Origin of the sequence: Planomonospora parontospora (assembly GCA_014647935.1) — a bacterium.
In the GTDB taxonomy this organism is placed as follows: domain Bacteria; phylum Actinomycetota; class Actinomycetes; order Streptosporangiales; family Streptosporangiaceae; genus Planomonospora; species Planomonospora parontospora.
This window is the reverse complement of the sequence record BMQD01000002.1, coordinates 481,177-499,623: the sequence shown is the minus strand read 5'-3', so window position 1 is coordinate 499,623 and position 18,447 is coordinate 481,177. Positions and strand designations below refer to the sequence as shown.

General features: G+C 74.0%; 14 protein-coding genes. 9 read left to right on the top strand and 5 right to left on the bottom strand.

From position 1 onward, the window contains the following. The first annotated feature begins 57 nt into the window (after positions 1-57). Together IEZ07_RS05305 and IEZ07_RS05300 are read left to right on the top strand one after the other, a co-directional pair. A complete protein-coding gene (locus IEZ07_RS05305) occupies positions 58-1,161 on the top strand; it encodes a CU044_5270 family protein (RefSeq protein WP_307729006.1) in 1,104 nt (367 codons plus the stop codon). A gap of 144 nt (positions 1,162-1,305) precedes the next feature. Beyond that, a complete protein-coding gene (locus IEZ07_RS05300) occupies positions 1,306-2,529 on the top strand; it encodes a GAF domain-containing sensor histidine kinase (protein ID WP_191893730.1) in 1,224 nt (407 codons plus the stop codon). A gap of 58 nt (positions 2,530-2,587) precedes the next feature. On the opposite strand, the gene IEZ07_RS05295 is transcribed toward IEZ07_RS05300, so the two are convergent. After that, positions 2,588-4,030 carry an ATP-binding protein gene (locus IEZ07_RS05295; protein WP_191893729.1) on the bottom strand — a complete coding sequence of 481 codons (1,443 nt, stop codon included), beginning with the start codon at positions 4,028-4,030 and terminating at the stop codon, positions 2,588-2,590. A 144-nt stretch (positions 4,031-4,174) separates the two neighbouring features. Between IEZ07_RS05295 and IEZ07_RS05290 the strand changes: the two genes are divergently transcribed. Next, positions 4,175-5,428, top strand: a complete 1,254-nt coding sequence (locus IEZ07_RS05290) for a hypothetical protein (RefSeq protein ID WP_191893728.1) — start codon at positions 4,175-4,177, stop codon at positions 5,426-5,428. 85 nt (positions 5,429-5,513) lie between these two features. Here the strand turns inward: IEZ07_RS05290 and IEZ07_RS05285 are convergent, their stop codons facing one another. Then, complete coding sequence (locus tag IEZ07_RS05285) at positions 5,514-6,893, bottom strand: ATP-binding protein (protein WP_191893727.1); 1,380 nt, start codon at positions 6,891-6,893, stop codon at positions 5,514-5,516. Positions 6,894-7,203: 310 nt separating this feature from the next. Then, positions 7,204-8,568, bottom strand: coding sequence for an APC family permease (locus tag IEZ07_RS05280; protein ID WP_191893726.1), 1,365 nt, complete (start codon positions 8,566-8,568; stop codon positions 7,204-7,206). Between the two features lie 215 nt (positions 8,569-8,783). Here IEZ07_RS05280 and IEZ07_RS05275 point away from each other — a divergent pair, with 215 nt between their 5' ends. After that, positions 8,784-9,170 carry a DUF8711 family protein gene (locus tag IEZ07_RS05275; RefSeq protein WP_191893725.1) on the top strand — a complete coding sequence of 129 codons (387 nt, stop codon included), beginning with the start codon at positions 8,784-8,786 and terminating at the stop codon, positions 9,168-9,170. A gap of 268 nt (positions 9,171-9,438) precedes the next feature. Here the strand turns inward: IEZ07_RS05275 and IEZ07_RS05270 are convergent, their stop codons facing one another. After that, a complete protein-coding gene (locus IEZ07_RS05270) occupies positions 9,439-10,674 on the bottom strand; it encodes a glycosyltransferase family 4 protein (protein ID WP_191893724.1) in 1,236 nt (411 codons plus the stop codon). A 35-nt stretch (positions 10,675-10,709) separates the two neighbouring features. Here IEZ07_RS05270 and IEZ07_RS05265 point away from each other — a divergent pair, with 35 nt between their 5' ends. The 3 genes from IEZ07_RS05265 (at position 10,710) to IEZ07_RS05255 (ending at position 16,140) form a co-directional block, all read left to right on the top strand. Continuing rightward, on the top strand, positions 10,710-11,543 hold the full coding sequence (locus IEZ07_RS05265) for a PIG-L family deacetylase (RefSeq protein WP_239319377.1): 834 nt from the start codon (positions 10,710-10,712) through the stop codon (positions 11,541-11,543). A gap of 34 nt (positions 11,544-11,577) precedes the next feature. Next, positions 11,578-12,639 (top strand): lysylphosphatidylglycerol synthase transmembrane domain-containing protein, encoded by a 1,062-nt coding sequence (locus IEZ07_RS05260; RefSeq protein ID WP_068903407.1) that lies wholly within the window; start codon positions 11,578-11,580, stop codon positions 12,637-12,639. A gap of 105 nt (positions 12,640-12,744) precedes the next feature. Then, a complete protein-coding gene (locus tag IEZ07_RS05255; RefSeq protein WP_239319380.1) occupies positions 12,745-16,140 on the top strand; it encodes an ATP-binding protein in 3,396 nt (1,131 codons plus the stop codon). Between the two features lie 21 nt (positions 16,141-16,161). Here IEZ07_RS05255 and IEZ07_RS05250 read toward each other — a convergent pair whose 3' ends face one another. Then, entirely contained in the window at positions 16,162-16,680 is a 519-nt protein-coding gene (locus IEZ07_RS05250) for a hypothetical protein (protein WP_191893723.1), read from the bottom strand. Positions 16,681-16,838: 158 nt separating this feature from the next. Between IEZ07_RS05250 and IEZ07_RS05245 the strand changes: the two genes are divergently transcribed. Both IEZ07_RS05245 and IEZ07_RS05240 read left to right on the top strand, forming a co-directional pair. After that, on the top strand, positions 16,839-17,405 hold the full coding sequence (locus tag IEZ07_RS05245; RefSeq protein WP_191893722.1) for a DedA family protein: 567 nt from the start codon (positions 16,839-16,841) through the stop codon (positions 17,403-17,405). Further along, positions 17,398-18,435: a D-alanyl-D-alanine carboxypeptidase family protein gene (locus IEZ07_RS05240; protein WP_204054235.1), complete on the top strand. Its 1,038-nt coding sequence runs from the start codon at positions 17,398-17,400 to the stop codon at positions 18,433-18,435. Before IEZ07_RS05245 ends, IEZ07_RS05240 begins: the two co-directional genes overlap by 8 nt. Positions 18,436-18,447: the final 12 nt, after the last annotated feature.

Genomic DNA, 18,447 nt, shown 5'->3' with positions numbered 1-18,447 from the left:
GCGGGAGCTTCGTTTCCTCCCCGGCCTGAAGGCCGGGGTATCCACGAAGGAGGCCCCATGATGAACGCGATCCCGCCACGTCCGGCCGGACCCGGAGAGCACCCGGAACCGTCCGGGCCGCTACCGGTGCCCGCCGTACCGGACCTCTCCGCCGACCGCCATCACGTCCTCAGGGAGCATCTGATGAGCGAGATCCAGACGGCACACGGGTCCGAGAGGTCCCCGGCCCGGCGCCGGCCCCTCCTCCGGTTCTACCTGCCGCTCACCGCCGTGGCCGCGGCGGCCTGCGCCACCGCGCTCGTGGTCGGCGGCGTCGTGCCCGGAGCCCCCGGCGGCCCCGGCGGCCCCGTCTCCGGCGGCGGGACGGCGGCCGGAGCCGGCGGGACGGGCGCCACGCCCCGGTCCACCGCGGCCACCGTGGTCGAACTGGGCACCGCCAGCGCCGCCGGGGTCACGCGGCAGCTGGAGCGCATCTCCCTCGCGGCGGCGAAGCGGACCGCGCAGGTCCGCGCCGACCAGTTCGCCTACCAGAGGAGGATGCAGGCCGGCTCGATCCCGGCCCTCGAGCGGACCATGCCCGGCGAGGGCCCCATGGTGCTGACGCCCATGGCCCACCGGCAGATCTGGATCCCCCAGGACCCGCGCGGTAACCACGGCCTGATCATCGAGAACGGGGTCTCCGAGGACTGGGACCTCACCGCGACCGGCAACCCCTACGCCTACGGGCTGCTGGCCGCCTACCCCACCGACCCGGACGAGCTGCTGGCGAAGATCTACGCCGGCCTCGGCTCCGGGCTCCACGACGGCACCACCCGGGACCAGCAGGCGTTCAACGCCGTCGGCGAGATCCTGGACGGGGCGGTGCTGCCCCCGGACCTCGGCGCGGCGCTCTACCGGGCCGTCGCGAAGATCCCCGGCGTGGTCCTCGTCGACCGCGCGCAGGACGCGGCCGGACGCACCGGGATCGCGGTGGCCCGCGAGGACGACGGCGCGCGCACGGAATGGATCTTCGACCCGGAGACCCTGGAGTACCTCGGCGAACGCAAGGTCCAGGTGAAGGCCACCCGGTGGCTCCGGCCCGGGACCCTGCTGTCCACCAGCGCCGTCCTGGAGAGCGCCATCGTCGACGGGAAGGGCGAGGTCCCCGGGACGCGCTCCTGACCGTGACGGGCGGCCATCGCCCTCCGGCCCATCAGAGGACCCGGTCTGATCTGGGCTTTTACCCGGCGCGCCGGGCAGGGGCCCCACTAGACGGGGCGACAGCGGGTAGAAGTCCCGGACACGCCACGGCGAGAGGGGAACGTGATGGCGCAGGCGCCGGCTCCGGACGACGAGGCCGCCCGGTTGCGGGAGCTCGACGAGCTGGGAGCGCTGGAGGTCATCGTGGAGCCGGTCTTCCAGGCCATCGCCTCCCTCGCCTCCCAGATCTGCCGCACGCCCATCGCCCTGGTCAACCTGCTCGGCCGCGACCGCCAGTACTTCAAGGGGCACATCGGCGTCAGCTCCGTCAGCATGGACCGGCGGGTGACCTTCTGCCCCTACACCGCCACGACCCGGCAGACGCTGGAGGTGCCCGACGCGCTGGCCGACCCGCGCTTCCGCGACGATCCCATCGTGACCGGAGACCCGTATGTGCGCTTCTACGCGGGCGCGCCGATGGTCAACAGCCGTGACGTCGTCCTGGGCGTGGTGTGCGTGTTCGACCACCGGCCGCGCCGTCTCGCCGCGGAGCACCTCCGGGCCCTGGAGACCCTGGCCCTCTGCGCCGTCGGCATGCTGGAGCTGCGCCATCACGCCCGCCAGGCCGAACGGGTCATGGCCCGGTTGCGCGAGCTGGAGGAGCTCAAGCACCAGTTCCTGCGCACGGTCAACCACGAGCTGCGCACCCCGCTGACCTCCATCCGCAGCTATCTCCAGCTGCTCCAGGAGGGCGGGCTGGACCCGGAGACCGAGCAGCGGTTCATGCAGGTGATCGAGCGCAACGGCGACCGCATCCTCGATCTGGTCGACGGGCTGCTCCTGATGGCCAGCCTGAACGCCCGGACCGCGATCTTCCATCCGGCCCGGACCGACCTGGCCGAACTCGCCCGCCAGGCGGTCGCCGAGGCCACCGCCAAGGCGTGGGGCAGCGACCAGTCCCTCACCCTGGACGCCCCGGAACGGCTGGACGTGCTGGCCGACGCCGGGCGGATCCGGCACGTGATGGCCCAGTTGTTGGACAACGCCATCAAGTTCACCCCGTCCGGAGGGCGGGTCACCGTCACGGTGACCGGCGATCCCGTCCCCGCCGTGGAGGTCCGCGACACCGGCATCGGCATCGAGCCGGACCAGCTGGAGCACGTCTTCGACGACTTCTACCGCGCTCCGCAGGCCGAGTACCACGCGATCGGCGGCACCGGGATCGGCCTGTCCATCGTGCAGAAGGTCATGCGCATGCACGGCGGGAGCGTCCGGATCGTGAGCCGCCCCGGCGAGGGCGCCTCCGTGCGCTTCACCCTGCCCGCCGCCCCCTCGGCACCGCCCCCGTAGGGGCGTCGTCCTGGGCGGGAGGCCGCCTTCCGGTGTCATCGGGCCGAATCACCGATCCTCACCTCCAGGCCGCCAGCAGGTCCTCCGGTGTCCAGCTCGCGGCGAGGGGCAACCCCGGTTCGAACCCGGCCCTCGACACGGCCACCCTCGGCGTGTCCGCGGTCGTCCCGGGAACGGCGGCCGAGCCGCGGACCAGTTCGTCGTGGTCACGGCAGTCGAACGGCCGGGCGTCCAGCCACTTGATCGATCCGGTGAAGTGCACCCGGCTCGCGACAGGTTCCCGGTCCGCGCCCACGAGATCGATCTCGGGATTGTTCTGCCGGTTCCACCATCCGCCTACGGCCTCGGTGTCCGGCCAGGTGCCGTCCGGGAGCATCCTGGCCAGCGAGTCGCGCACGAGTGGCTCCACCGCGCGGCCCCGCCAGGTGGTCCAGGAGCGTTCGATCCTGCGCAGCGCCAGATCCGGCCTGCCGCGCTCGCTGTCCGAGAGGGCGCGTTGCAGGAAGGCGAGCCAGAACCGGAGGTAGTGATCCGCGATCCGGTACCGCTTGTTCTTCGTGTCGGGCCGGTCAGAGAGGGGAAGGTCCGCTGCCACGACCCGCTTGGCGATCAGGTTCGCGAGAATCGGAGACAGGGTGCCGGACGGCAGCGGCGCCGCGCCCCCCACGTTCGCGGCGATCGCGCTGAAGGTGCGTTCCCCGGCCCCGATGGTCTCCAGAACGGCCCGGGCGTAGGTCGCCGACGGGAACTCCCCGAGCAGGGACAGTTCTCCGGCCGCGAGGAGAGGGGACAGGGGGTTGGCAAGACTGGCTCGCAGGAAAGCCGCCCTGTCCATGCCCGGTTCCCATGAGCGGAGCACCTCGGGGAACCCTCCGGTGATGAGCAGGGCGTCCACCGCGTCGGCGGCGGCGAGTCCTGTCATGTCCGCGACGTCACCGAGGTCGAGCGGCTTCACCGTCATATGGGCGGCCCGGCCGAAGAACGGCCGGCCGTACTCCTGCAGGGCCTCCATCACCGACAGGTCGCCGCCGACCAGGAGCAGCAGGATCGGGCGGCCGGACAGGTGCCTGTCCCAGACCGTCTGGAGCGCTCCCTCGAACTCGCCGTCCTGCTCGATCAACCAGGGAACCTCGTCCAGGACGACGATGCACGGCGTCTCATCGCCCGCGGCGACTGCCAATGCGCGCAGGGCGTGGTTCCAGTCCCGGGGTACGGCCCCCTGGACGAGTTCGCCTCCCGCAAGCCCGGAGCAGGCGACAGCCTCGGCGAAGTCGCTCCGCTCCGCGACCGGGTTACGCCCCCTCGTCGCCTGGAAGACGACGTACGGGCGGCCCGAGCGGTCGCAGAACTCCTGGACCAACCGTGACTTGCCGACTCGTCTGCGGCCGGTGACGATCACCGCCCTACCGCGCGTCCCTCCTCGCCCTTCCGCCACCAGGCGCAGCTGAGCATCCAGCCGATCAAGGTCGGAACCTCTTCCGGCGAAGTCAGTCGATTTCATCTTAGTAAGATCTCATATTACGTATATTCAATCTACCTTTGATGGCAGACCGGCGTGGACCTGCGGGGTGACCACGCTGGAAAGATCGTGGCGGTCCGAGACATCCAGGCGCCTGAGAGGGGCGCCCCTGGGAAGATGCCGGACATGGTGAGGGTGCGGGTGGTGGCGGTCGCGGTCGTCGGAGCGTTCCTGGCGGCGGGGTGCGGTGCGGGCCGTACGGCGCAGCCCTCTCCGCCCGCGCCGGAGCGGATGACGGCGACCCTGCCCGCCCCCGCGCCGGGCCGTACGGCCTCCGCGGGCGCGACGCCTGCCGAGGACGCCCGGAGCACCGGGGCCGCCGGGGACGCGGTGGTGGCGCCGGAGTGGCGGGCCGTGCCGGGGGCGGAGCTGGAGGGCGCCGCCGCGCTCGTCGACGTGGCGGTCGCCGGGCCGCGGGACGTGTGGGCGGTCGGCTACCAGGCGAGCGCCGAGGACCGGGAGGGCTCGCCCGCCGTGGTGCGGTGGGACGGGGACCGGTGGCGCGAGGTCCCGCTGGGCGGCGGGCACGGGCTCTTCCGCGTGGAGGCCGTGAGCGCGGGCGGGCCGGACGACGTGTGGATCGCCGGGAACGGCGAGGGCGCCGTCGCCGGGCGCTGGAACGGCGGGGCCTGGAGCTGGGAGCGGCCGTTCGGGGTGGCGCAGGACTACCGCCTGGCGGACGTGGCGGTGGCCGGGGACCGGGTGTGGCTCGCCGCGAACGGCCCGGCGGGAGCGGTGGTCGTGGAGTGGGACGGCCGGGGGTTCCGCACCGCCCACCGGGCCGACGGGACCGTCCGTGCGATCACCGCGCGGGCGGGCCGGGTCTGGGCCGTGGGCCACGACGACGGCGGGCCGGCGGCCTGGCTCGGCTCCGGGGAGCCCGCCGCCCGGGTGTGGGAGGAGACCGCGATGCCCGCGATCCCCGGCGGGCGGCTGGGCCGCGTCTGGCAGGTCTCGCCGTCCGAGGCGTGGGCGGTGGGCGAGGCCGCCCCCGGCCCGGTGAACGTCTACGGCCGCAGGGAGGGGGAGCCGCTGGTCCTGCGCTGGGACGGGTCGCGCTGGACGCGGTCGCCGGTCCCGGTCGCGCGGGGCGCGCTGCACGGCGTCACGGCGTTCGACGGCGGCGACGTCTGGGCGTCCGGGACCGACGCGGCCCACCCCGGCCAGGCGCTCCTGCTCCGCTTCGACGGCACGCGGTGGAGCGCCGGGTACGGCCCCCGCCTCCGAGCCCGCGAGCAGGAACCGCGTTACGACGTCTCCGCCGACGTCGGGCGGACCGGCATCGCCAGGGTCCCGGGCACCGGCACGCTCTGGGCGGTGGGCTCGGTGGGCTGGGGCGACGACGAGGACGTCTTCGTCCTGCGCCGGGCATCCCGCTGAGCACCGCGCCGCCGACCCGCCCTTGCGGGTTCCCGCCGGGACCCGCCCGCGCTCCCCCGGCCGGGCCGCCGCCCTCGGGACGCGGCTACCTGTGCGCGGGTGGGGAGAAGATGTCGGCGGCCGTGATGGACAGGACGTCGGCGTCCGCGTTGGTGACGCTCTCCCTGGCGCATACCGCATAGCGCAGATCATCCGGATCCGCCGCCAGATGCGTCGCCTTCGCCGCGAGACCCGCCCTGATCCGGGCCGCGTTCACTTTCCTGCCCCATTTGGCCTCGCCCACCAGGATGGGCGTTCTCGACCTCCCGCTGAGCGCCACCGCGTCGATCTGGTGCTGTCCGTCTCCGCGCCACCAGGGGCCGACCGCCACCACCTCGGGTCCGATCTCGGCGGCCCGCAGGCGCAGGTGGTCGCGGAACGCCTCCTCCCACACGCCTCCCATGTGGTCGTCCAACGATGCCATCAGCACCGGCAGGACGGTCTCCCCGAGACCCCGGTCGACCTCCGGCAGTACCCGGGAGAGTGTGCCCAGGTAGAAGGCGAGGAAGTTGTCGGTGATGCGGTAGACCTTCCGGCGGGTCCGCGCCGACTCGGTGACCGGCTGGATCCTTTCCACCAGGCGGAGGGTCAGCAGATCGTTGAGGGTGCGGGTGGGGTCCGTGCCGATCGCGTCGGCGATCTCGTTGTGCTTGGTGCAGCCTTCGGCGATGGCCTGCAAGGTGGCGGCGAGGTGCGCTCCCTGCCCCGCCTCCGTGGCGAGGACCAGGTCTCCTTCACGGATCATCTTCGCGTCGGGACGGCAGGCGAGTCTTCTGATGTTGTCCTCGATCGAGAGCTCCTGACGCCACCACGACAGGTAGAGAGGCATCCCGCCGAGGATCCCGTAGACCAGTGCCCGATCCGGAGGGGACAGGTCCGGCAGCATCTCCGCCGCCTCGTGGGGGCGGAACGGGTGGAGCTGCATCGTCAGGTCGAACCGCCCGTAGAGCGGCGCGCGGTACTCCTGGATCGCGCGCATCGTGCGGACGGCCGACCCGCACAGGATGATCCGGAGCTTGGTCCGCCCATGCGCATGGTCGAGGAAGGCCCGGAGGACGCCTTCCAACTCGGGCGCCCGGCCGATCATCTCGGGGAACTCGTCCAGCACCAGGAGAAGGGGTTCGTCCTGCGCCTCGCGGCCGAGGTGGTCGAGCGCTTCGTCCCAGTTGCCGAAAGGACGCGAAACCAGGTCACGGGTGGAGGACAGCGTGTTGGCGGCGACGCGGTGGGAGAGCGCCTCCAGCTCACGGCGGGGCGCACGGTTCCCCCCCGTATGGAAGACCGCCCGCTTGCCCTCGGCGAACTCCTGGAGCAACGCCGTCTTCCCGACCCGGCGGCGGCCCCAGAGCAGAGCGGGCCGGGCGTCCGCCTCCTCCCACCACTCCCGCAGGGCCGCCAATTGCTCTTCACGTCCGACGAAAACCATGGGACAACGCTAACCGACATCGACGTCGCCGACATCCATGTCGGCGACGTCGATGTCGGTTTCCCTCGGAGTCAGTGGCGACCGCGCTGAAGAGACCATCGCACGAAGTTCACAGAGCGTCTGTTTCGAGACAAAGAATCCCAAGGGATGGACGAAACAGTCGGTGGGCTGGCGTAGCCTCCCTACTCTGACAAAAGGGAGTAGGAGATGAAAAGGGAGCAAATCACACAGAAGCCTCGGCCGCCCCGGCGGCCCGATCCGCTCGACCTCCGCACGCCCTCAGGGCGGCGGCTGCCGTTCTGACCCGGGCTCAGGACGATGACCGCCGTCCCGCTCCGGGCCGCAGACCGCCCCCGCCGCCCATGAAGAGCCGGTTCACCAGCCACAGCAGCGCGCCGACGCCCAGCAGCAGGCCCGCGCGGGCGTACACGTCGGCGCCGCGGCCCGTGACGGGCAGCGCCAGCACCAGGCAGACCACCGCGCCCAGCGCCGGCATCCAGCTCGGCGCCCGGAAGTGGTCGTGCGCCACGGGATCCCTCCGCAGGACCAGCACCGCCACGTTCACCATCGTGAACACGCACAGCAGCAGGAGCACCGTGGTGTCGGCCAGGCCCGCCACGTCCCCGGTGGCGACGAGCACCGCCGCGACGGCCACGGTGAACAGGATGGCCACCCAGGGAGTGGCACGCCGGGGGTGGACCACCGCGAAGGCGCCGGGCACGATGCCCTCGCGCGCCATGCCGTACACCAGGCGCGAGGCCATGATCATGTTGATCAGCGCCGTGTTCCCCACCGCCAGCAGCGCGATCAGCGCGAAGAGCTTGGGCGGGAAGGCCAGGCCCGCGACCCTGACGACCTCCAGGAGCGGGCCGGTCGACGCCACCAGCGTCTCGGTCTCCACCAGCATGGTCGCGGTGAACACGACCGCCATGTAGATCACCGTCGCGGCCGCCAGCCCGCCGAAGAGCGCCCGCGGGAAGTCACGCGCCGGGTCCTTCGCCTCCTCGGCGAGGTTGACCGAGTCCTCGAAGCCGAGCAGCGCGTAGAAGGCCAGGGCCGTGCCGCCCAGCACGCCCATGAAGGCGCCGTGCTCCGGATGGAACTCCAGCGCCCGGGCGGGCTCGCCCTCGCCGGTGAGCAGGGCGTAGACGCCGATCGCGACGATGACCAGCAGGCCGAACGCCTCGATGACCGTCAGGACCACGTTGACCTTGACCGACTCGGAGATGCCCGCCAGGTTCACCAGCGTCACCAGCGCCAGGAACCCGAACGCGCCGACGACGGCCGGCAGCGTCACGAACTCGCCGAGATAGGACCCGCCGAAGGCCCGCGCCGCCGCGCTCGCCGAGGTGACCCCGCTCATCATCACCGCGAAGGCCACCAGGAACGTGACGAACGGGATGCCGAACGCCCGGTTGGCGTAGAGCGCGGCCCCGGCCGCCTTCGGGTACTTCCCGACGAGCTCGGCGTAGGCGGTCGCGGTCAGCGCGGCCAGCACGAAGGCCACCAGGAAGGGCAGCCAGAGCGCCCCGCCGGCGTGCCCGGCCACCTTCCCCACCAGCGCGTAGATCCCCGCGCCCAGGATGTCGCCCACCACGAAGAGCAGCAGCGTCCGGCGCCCGATCACCCGCTTCAGGGAGTGCGGGGCGGCGGGACCAGCGGTCGTCTCGGCCATGCGCTCCCACTACCCGCGACCCGGCCGGGATCACGCCCGAGATCACAGCCGGGTCAGGTGCGGGATCACTGCCGAGATCAGGCCCGTGATCTCGGCTGGGATCACAGCCGAGATCACGTCCGCCCCGGGAGCCACCCGTGTAAGCGGCGTGTAAGTGATCCGCAAGGAGGGGCCCTAGAGTTCCACTCGTCACAGATTGCAGTGAAAGGCAAACAATGTTCTCCCTCCTCTCCTCCCGCCGCATCGCCGTCACCCTCGCGGGAGCCGCGCTCATCTCCATGACCGCCGCCTGCGGCGGCGCCGCCAACGCCGAAGCCTGCACCGAGGCGCAGAGCATCCTGACCAACGCCACGACCTCGATGTCCACCGCGGGCACCGACCCGGCGAAGTTCAACGAGGCGACCCAGAAGGTCGCCGACGACTTCAAGGCCCTGGCCGCCAAGACCGACGGCGACCTCGCCACCGCGATCACCGGCTTCGCCGACGTCTGGGCGAACATCAAGATCGACACGGCCAACCCCGCCGGGCTCGCCACGTCGATCCAGGACCTCACCTCGAAGAGCCAGGCGTTCAGCACCGAACTCGCCAAGGCCTGCTCCTAAACAGGACCCTGTGCCCCCTGTGGGGAGGGGGCACAGCCGGGATGCGGCCGCCGTTCCGCCTGCGGGGGGCAGGACGGTTCGGCGGCCGCGCCCGACCACGCTCGACCGGAGACCCCGGCCCGCCACCACGGGCCGGGGTCTTCGCGCGCCGCCGTACGGCACCGCACGCGACGATCGGCGATAACGCACGTCCCCGCACGGATCCGGCCCGGCCACGCCACCCGAGGCGGCCGGGCGGCCCCGGAACCCGCGGGCCCGCCGACCCGGCTCAGCCCCGCAGCGTGCGGGCCTGCTCGTAGCAGCGGTCGAAGCCCTCCAGCACGGCCGGCCACGAGCTGCGGACCGGCTCGGTCCCCCGGTTGTGCGCGGCGATCGACTCGCGCAGCTCCCGGTCCCGGGCCAGCCGGGCCACCGCCGACACCAGCTCCTCGAAGCTCCCCCCGAGCAGCCCCTCCTTGCCCGGCCGGACGAAGTCGGCCACCCCGCTCTCCGTCCTCGCCACCACCGGGACCCCCGCCGCCCGCGCCTCCAGCGCCGCCAGCCCGAACGACTCGCGGGGCGCCGGGGCCACGAACACGTCCGCCGCGGCGAGCAACTCCCGGATCCGCTCGCGGCTGTAGCGGCCGGGCAGCGACACCCAGCCGGTCATCCCGTTGGACCGCAGGTAGCGCTCCATCTGCGCGCGCGCCGGGCCGTCCCCGACGATGGTGGCCCGCAGCGGCACCCCCTCCGGGACCTGCGCCCGCGCCTGCTTCAGCAGCCGGAGCAGCCGGACCGGCTGCTTGCGCGGGGCCAGCCGCCCCACCGCGACCACGTGCACCGTCCCGTCCGCGGGCCTCGCGCCGATCCCCCGGCCCGCCGCGCCCTCCGGTCCCTCGCCCGGCCCGCCGTACGACGGCTCACCGGCCGCCCCGCCCTCCGGTCCGCCCGCCGGGACATCATCCGGGGCGCCGCCCGGCGCGGGCCGTACGGCGGGTGCCTCCGGGCGCCAGGCGGACAGGTTCAGGCCGTTGGAGACCACGTGCACCGGCACGCCCGGCCCGGCCACCGCGCGGATCGGCCGGGCCGCGGCCTCGCTCACCGCGGTGCCCACCAGCCCCCAGCGCTGCCAGCCGTACAGCGCCCGCAGGCTCCGGTAGATCCCGCGGGTGACCGGGTCCCACATGCTGTGCACGGTCACCACCAGCGGCAGTCCCGCGCGCGCCGCGGCGCGCACGCCCATCCAGGCGAACGGCGAGACCGCGCCGGTGTGCACGTGCACCACGTCCGGCCGCCGCGCCGCCATCAACCGGAGCAGGTGCCCCGTCCCGGCGGGGTGGACCGGCAGGTCGAAGGGGAGGTTCGCGACGGTCCGGTGCACCCCCGGCAGCGGCTCCCCCGGGGTGGCGGTCACCACCTCGGCGTCGTGCCCCGCCTCGCGCTGCGCCCGGACCAGATCGGCGACCTGCACCTCGATCCCCCCGAGGCGTGGCAGGTAGCAGTCACTGACGTGGATGATCCTCACGCTGCCAGCGTAGCCCCGCGTGAGATCATGGCCGAGTGCGCGCTTCCACGACCCGTCCGTCCGCCCCCCGCACCGCCGTGTTCTTCCACGCCCACCCCGACGACGAGGCCCTGCTGACCGCGGGCACCATGGCCATGCTCGCCGCCGAGGGCCACCGCGTGATCCTCGTCGTGGCGACCTCCGGCGAGCGCGGCCAGGCCGACCTCGCGCCCGGCGAGGCCCTCGGCGAGGCCCGGATGGCGGAGCTGTACAAGTCGGCCGCCGCGCTCGGCTGCGCCCGCGTGGTGAACCTCGGCTACGGCGACTCCGGGCTGGCCCCCGGCGGGGGGATCGCCGAGGACCGGCCGCCGAACGCGTTCATCGACGCCGACGGCGAGGAGGCGGCCCGGCGGCTGGCCGCGGTCCTCACCGAGGAGAAGGCCGACCTGCTGACCACCTACGACCCGGCCGGCGGCTACGGTCACCCCGACCACGTGCAGGTGCACCGGGTGGGCGGCCGGGCCGCGGAACTCGCGGGCACCCCGATCGTGCTGGAGGCGACGGTCAACCGCGACCCGCTGCTGCGGGGCCTCAAGCTGGCCCGCCGGTTCTACCCGCAGCTGGACGTGCGGGCCTTCGAGCGGGCCTACTCCTCCGGTGAGGAGATCACCCACCGGGTGAACGTGCGCCGGTTCGCCCGGCAGAAGCGGGCCAGCATGGCCGCCCACGCCACCCAGGCCACCGGGGCCGACACCCGGACCCTGGGCGTGATGCTCAAGGTGCCCGGCCCGCTGTACCGGCTGGTCTTCGGCACCGAGTGGTACGTCCGGCGGGACGTCCCGGCCGGCGCGAGGCTGAGGCACCCCTTCGAAACTCCTCCCAAAGCATGAGGCCCGTACCGGCACACTTGTTCCGGGAGGGCATATGAAGAACAGATGGGTCCAGATCGGCCTGTCGGTCGCGTCGCTGGGCCTGGCCGCCGCGCTGGTGGTCTTCCTGCCGCAGATCGTGCAGGCGCTGACGGGCAAGACCGTCTCCTGGACGGAGATCGGCGCCCGCTTCGCCGCGCTGAGCTGGCAGGCGGTGGCGCTGATGGCCGTCCTCTGGCTGGCCAGCCTGCTCGCCTACACGTTCGTGCTGACCGCCTCCCTGCCCGGCCTGACCCACCTGCAGGCCCTCACCCTGAACGCGGGCGGCAGCGCGGTGAGCAACCTGCTGCCCTTCGGCGGCGCCGCCGGGGTCGCGCTGACCTTCGCCATGACGAAGGGGTGGGGCTTCCCGGCCCGCGCCGTCGTCGTCTCCACGCTCTCCAGCGGCGTCTGGAACACGCTGTTCCGGTTCGTGCTGCCCGCCGTGGGCATCCTGGCGCTGCTGGCCAGCGGCAAGGCGCTCAGCCCCGCCGTCGTCCAGGCGGGCTGGGCCGGGGCCCTGTCCATCCTGGTGCTGGTCTGCGTCGCGGGGGCGGCGCTCTACTGGGACCGCGCCGCCGCTCTGCTCGGCCGCGCCCTCGACGCCCTCATGCGGCTGGCGCCCCCGGCGGTCCGCCCCGGCGAGCACGCCGCCTCGGCCGCCCTGGAGCGGCTCCGCGCCGACACCTCCGCGGTCGTGCGGACCCGCTGGCGCGGGCTGACTCTGGGCATGGTCTCCTTCCTCGGTCTCCAGTGGCTGGTCCTGGTCTGCTGCCTGCACGCGACGGGCGCCTATCCGGGCCTGGCCCAGTCGATCGCCGCCTTCGCGCTGTCCCGGGTCCTGACCACCGCCCTGGTCACTCCGAGCGGGACGGGGATCATGGAGGCCGGGACAATCGGCGCGCTGGTCTTCTTCGGGGTGCCCGCCGATTCGGCGACCGCCGCCGCACTGCTTTTCGGGTTCTGGACCTACACTGTCGAAATCCCCTTCGGAGGTCTGGCCCTGGGTGCGTGGGCGCTCCTGCGCCGACGCGAGGGCGCCCAGGCGGCGCCCGCCGAGGAGCCGGCCGGCCGTTAGGGGGTGCCCGCGGACCCCGCCCCGGCAGGACCCACCGGCACCCCGGGGTGCCAGCACCTGCCAGATGGGGAAAAACCTTGTGCGCGATTCGAAGGCACGCATAGCGTGACTGCTGACATGGTGGCGTTCCGGGTTCTCGGTCCGGTCGAGGCGTACCCCGGTGACAACGGGGGTGACGACGGGCTCGACCTCGGCGGGCTGCGGCAGCGTGCCGTGCTCGCCCGGCTCCTCGTCGCCCGGGGCCAGGTCGTCCCGGTCGACACCCTGCTGTACGACCTGTGGGACGACGACGCCGCCAAGGGCGCGCAGTCGGGCCTGCAGGTCTACATCTCCCGCCTGCGCCGGGTCCTGGAGCCCGGCCGGCCGCGCGGCGGCCCCAACCGGCTGCTGGTGACCGTCGCCTCCGGTTACGCGCTGCGGGTGGCCCCCGACCAGGTGGACGCGCTCCGCTTCGAGTCGCTGGTCCGCGCCGCCGGGGAGCAGTTGGAGGGCGACGACCCCGCCTCCGCCCGGGTCCGGCTGGAGAAGGCCCTGGGCATGTGGCGCGGCACCCCCTACTCCGAGTTCGCCGACCAGCCGTGGGCCGAGGCGGAGGTGAACCGCCTGACCGAGCTGCGGCTGGTCGCCCGCGAGCGGCACGCCGACAGCGGCCTGCGCCTGGGCATGCCCTCGGAGGCGGTGCCCGATCTGGAAGCGCTGACCACCGAGCACCCCCTGCGCGAGGAGGGCTGGCGGCTGCTCGCCCTGGGCCTGTACCGGTGCGGGCGGCAGGGCGACGCGCTGGCCGCGCTGCGCAGGGCCCGCACGATCCTCGCCGACGAGCTGGGCATCGACCCCGGCCCTGCGCTGCGCAAGCTGGAGTCCGACATCCTGTCCCAGGACCCCGGCCTGCAGCTGCCCGTCCCGCAGGGCAGGCAGCGCCCGGTGGTCCCGGCCGACACCTGGCCGCCCCGGCCCGCCGCGCTGGCCCCGGTCGAGCCGCCGCCGCTGGAGCCCGAGCCGTTCGTGGGCCGCGACGCCGAGCTGGAGCGGCTGACCGCGGCCGCGGCCAGGACCGGCCGCTTCACCGTCGCGGTGATCAGCGGTGACGCGGGCGCGGGCAAGAGCACGCTGGTCCGCCAGCTCACCACGCGGCTGTCGGCCGACGGCTGGGGCACCGCCTCCGGCGCCTGCCCGGACAGCAGCGCCACCCCGCCCGGCTGGGCCTGGGTGGAGATCCTGCGCACCCTGGTGGGCATGGCCGGTCCCGGCGAGTACGCCCCGCTGCTCGCCCCGCTGCTGGACGACACCGCCCCCGATCCCGACGACGACCAGGCGTCCGGCGGTTTCCGGCTGCACCGGGCGGTGGGCGGCTACATCGCCGCGATCGCGCGCGACACCCCGATCCTGCTCACGCTGGAGGACCTGCACTGGGCCGACGACCAGACGCTGGCGCTGCTGCGCGCGCTGCCGAGCCTGCTGGCCGGGAGCCGGGTGCTGCTGGTGGTCACCTGCCGTGACAGCGAGCTGACCGACCGGCAGGCCGAGGTACTGGCCGCGCTGGCCCGCCTCGGCCCGGTCCGGGTGGCCCTGTCCGGGCTGGACCCCAAGGCGGTGGCGGAGCTGGTCCGGGCGACCTGCGTACGCGAGGTGGACGAGGAGGCCGTCGAGAGCATCGTGGAGCGGACCCGCGGCAACCCCTTCTTCGTCCGCGAGACCGTGCGCCTGCTCGACGCCGAGGCGGTCAGCGACCGCGCCACGGCCGCCGAGGTGATCTCCGGGGTGCCGTCCGGCGTCCGCGACGTGCTGCGGCGGCGCATCTCCCGGCTGCCCGCCGCCGCCCAGCAGATCCTGCTGCAGGCCGCGGTGATCGGCCGCGACGTCGACGTGGACGTGCTGGTGGACGTGGCCGGCGACGAGGACGCGGTCGTCGAGGCCGTGGAGGCCGCGCTGCTGGCGGGCCTGGTCACCGAGCCGGGTCCCGGCCGGCTCCGCTTCGACCACGACCTGATGCGCGACACGCTCTACTCCGACGCCTCGCGGCTGCGCCGTTCCCGGCTGCACGCCGCGGTGGCCGCGGTGATCGAGCGCAGGAGCCCCGGGGACGTGGCCGCGCTGGCGCACCACTACGACGCGGCCGGGACCACCGAGACCGCGGTCAAGGCGGTGCACTACGCCGGACTAGCGGCCGAGCAGGCCGAGCGCCGCTTCGCCCACCGGGAGGCGGCCACCCTCTGGGCGCAGGCCATCGCCGCCTTCGACCGCTCCGGCGTGACCCAGACCCCGGAGACCGCCCGCGAGCGGCTGCTGCTGACGCTGCGGCTGATCAGGGCGCTGGCCCTGTGCGGGGACATGGCGGCGGCCCGCCGCCACCGGCGCGAGGCGATGGAGGCGGCCCGCCCGCTGGGCGACCTGGAGCTCACCGCCCGGGTCGCCGCGTCGCTGGCCGTACCGCACAAGGGCATGGCGCGCGACTTCACCCGGACCGCGTGGGAGATCGTGGACGTCGCCGAGCGGGCGCTGGTGGAGCTGCCCGCCGCCGAGCAGTCGCTGCGGGCCAGCCTGCTGGCCACGGTCGCGCTGGAGCTGGAGGGCTCGGCCACCTCCCGGGGCGAGCAGGCCTCGCTGGAGGCCGAGGAACTGGCCCGCCGGACCGGCGACCCGGCGCTGCTGGCGACCGCGCTGAGCGGGCGCCTGCGCCAGTCGTACGGCATCGCGCCGGTCGGCGAGCGGGAGGTCATCGGGCGGGAGCTGCTCCAGGTCGGCGAGGCCAGCGGGCAGGTCGCGGTGCAGGCCCTGGCCCACCTGGTGCTGATGGAGTGCTCGGCCGCCTCGGGCGCGTTCGCCGAGGCCGACGCGCACGTCGCGGCGGCCGAGCGGCTGGCCCGGCGGTACGGCCTGCCCGCGCCGGCCGCCGTCGGCGCGTGGTACGCCGGGCAGCGCCTGATGATCGCCGGTGACTTCCCCGGCGCGGAGCGGGCCTACCGCGACGCCGCTCGGCTGACCGCCCGGGCCGGGATGCTGGAGGGCCGCCAGGACCTGCCGCTGATCACCACCTTCTGCCTGCGGCTGGTCAACGGCCAGGCCGCGGAGATGGTGGAGCCGCTGGCCGAGGCGCACCAGCGCGGCGCCAAGTGGACGCTGGACGCCTACGCGGTGGCGCTGGCATCCGCGGGGCACGAGCGCGACGCGCGCGCGGTCATCGCGGTGAAGACGCCGGTGCGGCCGGACTTCCTCTACGAGCTGGCGCTGATCTGGCGGGCGCTGGCGGGCATGCTGCTCGACGACCGGGAGCGGATGGTCGAGGCCTACGACACGCTGAAGCCGTTCTCCGAGCGGATCGCGGGGGCGGGCACCGGCGTGGTCGCGCTCTGGCCGGTCGCGCTGACGCTCGGCGACCTCGCGCTCCGGCTGGGTTTCACCGACGCGGCGCGGTCCCACTACGCCAAGGCGCTGGAGGTGGCCGAGCGGGTCGGCGTGCCCCGCTGGGTCGAGGCGGCGCAGCGCTCCCTGAACGGCTGAGAAGGACCGGACCCGGCCGGGTCAGCAGCTGACCATGAACTTCTCGCTGCGCAGGGTGGCACCGCCGTCGACCGAGAGCTTCACCCGGTACAGGCCGGGGTTGCCGACGATCCGGGGCTCCCACTCGGCGGTCCGGCTCGCGCCGGTGAAGCCCGAGCCGGAGGTGAGGTAGGTCCGCCAGGTCCTGGTCGCCGGGCTCCAGCGCTGCAGGCGCCAGCCGTACGAGACGGTCTCCCCGGGGTCGGGGTTGCCGACCAGGCTCCGCACCCGGTAGGTCCGCTCGCAGCGCCCGCCCCCGGGGACCTCGTCGACGGCCACCGTGCCGGGCTCCGGCGCCCGCTCCGCGGCGGACTTCCCCGCCTGCGCCGAGAGGGTCACCGTCCGCACCCGCTCCGGTCCGGCGGCCTCGGCCCGGGCCGAGCCGCCCAGCGACTCCGCCCCCGCGTAGAGCGCGGCGAAGACGAGCGTGGCCGACAGCAGTCTCAGGACGGTCGCGGTTCCGCTGGCGACCACCGGTACGACGCTGCTCCGCGGGCTCATGACAGGCACCTCTCCTTCGTTCCACCCCAGGTGTACGGCGGAGCAGTTGATCCTTGCTTGCGGACTGCTTGCAGTGGCCTTCAAGGTCTAAAGTGAGGTAAGCCTGACCTAAGACCTCAAAAGGTCAGGCACCACGATCATGGCGGTGACGTTCACAGATGCGACCCCTCTCGGCGGCCCTTCCCGATCCCACCTCCGCCTCCGTCTTCGGCCTGCCGCTCTGGCTCTGGGTCGTGCTGGGCGGGGCGGCCCTGTTCGGCGCGTTCCAGGCCTACTACTGGATCGGCCACGCGCTCGGGCCGCGGCTGTACGCCTCCCGGGTCGGGCGCAGGATCAGGCCCGAGCACGTGCGGGCGGCCGAGAACGCGGTGCGCCGCTGGGGCGCGCTCGCCGTCTACGGCTGCTTCTGGGTCCCGGTGCTGCGGCACACGCTGCCGTGGGTGGCGGGCGTGCTGCGCGTCTCCTACCCCTGGTACGTCGTGGCCAGCGCACTCGGCTGCCTGACCTGGGTACCGGTCACCTCCTTCGGCCTGTACTCGGTGATCTGGGGGTGGGCGGGGCTGGCCGGGGAGTCGCCCCTCGCGGCGGGCGCCGTGGCCGCCGCGGTGGTCGCCGCGGTCGTCCTGCTCTTCCGGTGGCGCCGCCGCAGGGCCGCCCGGCGCGCCGAGGAGGCGCGGCTCCCGCGGAGCTCCGAGGCGCTCTGCCACGATGACTCGCATGCCTAACGGGGGAATCCTCCTGACCGCCTGCGTCACCGTGTTCGGACTGACCGGACCGACCGGGCCGCCCGCCCTGGCCGGACCGGCCGCCCCGGCGGCCCCGGCGGGACGCGTCATCCTGGCGGAACCCGCGTCCCTGACCGGACCGCCCGGCCTCACCGGACCGGCCGTCCCGGCGGCCCCCGCCGTCTCCGCCCGCGCCGCCTACCTGGTCGACACGACCACCGGAACGGCCCACTTCGGCAAGGAGGCGACCCGGAGGATGCCGGTCGCCAGCCTGGCCAAGATCATGACGGCGTACGTCGTGCTGCGCGAGGCCCGGCTGACCGATCTCGTGACGGTCAAGGCCGGGGACGTGGCGTACGCCCGGCGGAACGACGCCACCGACGCCTCGCTGCGCGCCGGGGAGCGGCTGACCGTCAAGGACCTGCTGCACGGCGCGATGCTCCCCTCCGGGGCGGACGCCACCCACGCGCTGGCCCGCGTCTACGGCCCGGGCCAGAAGAGGTTCGTCGCCAAGATGAACGCCACGGCCCGCTCCCTGGGACTGGCCGACACCGTCTACACCAACGCCGACGGGCTGCCCCGGCCGCGCGGCGGCCACTCCACCGCGGCCGACCAGGTGAGGCTGAGCGACCTCGCGCTCCGCCACCCGGTGCTGTCCGCCATCGCCTCCACCGAGAGGTACGTCGTGCGCAGGACCGCCGCACACCGCCGGCACGTCTGGACCAACACCAACGAACTGCTCGGCACACCCGGAGTGCTGGGCGTCAAGACCGGCTACACCGGCGCCGCCGGCTACTGCCTGGCCTTCGCCGCCGACCGCGACGGCCACCGGCTGGTCGGCGTGCTGCTGGGCGAGACCCGCTCCAAGCGGCGTTTCCAGACCGCCGGGCGGCTGCTGGACTGGGCCGAGAGGCTGATCGAGGAGGCCCCGGTGCCGGACGGCCCGCCGCCGGGCGGCGGGGAGCCCGCCCCGCCCGCCCCGCCGGGAGGCCTGCTGGACCTGCCGGCCCTGGACTCCACCGTCCTTTGACGTCCTCCTCAC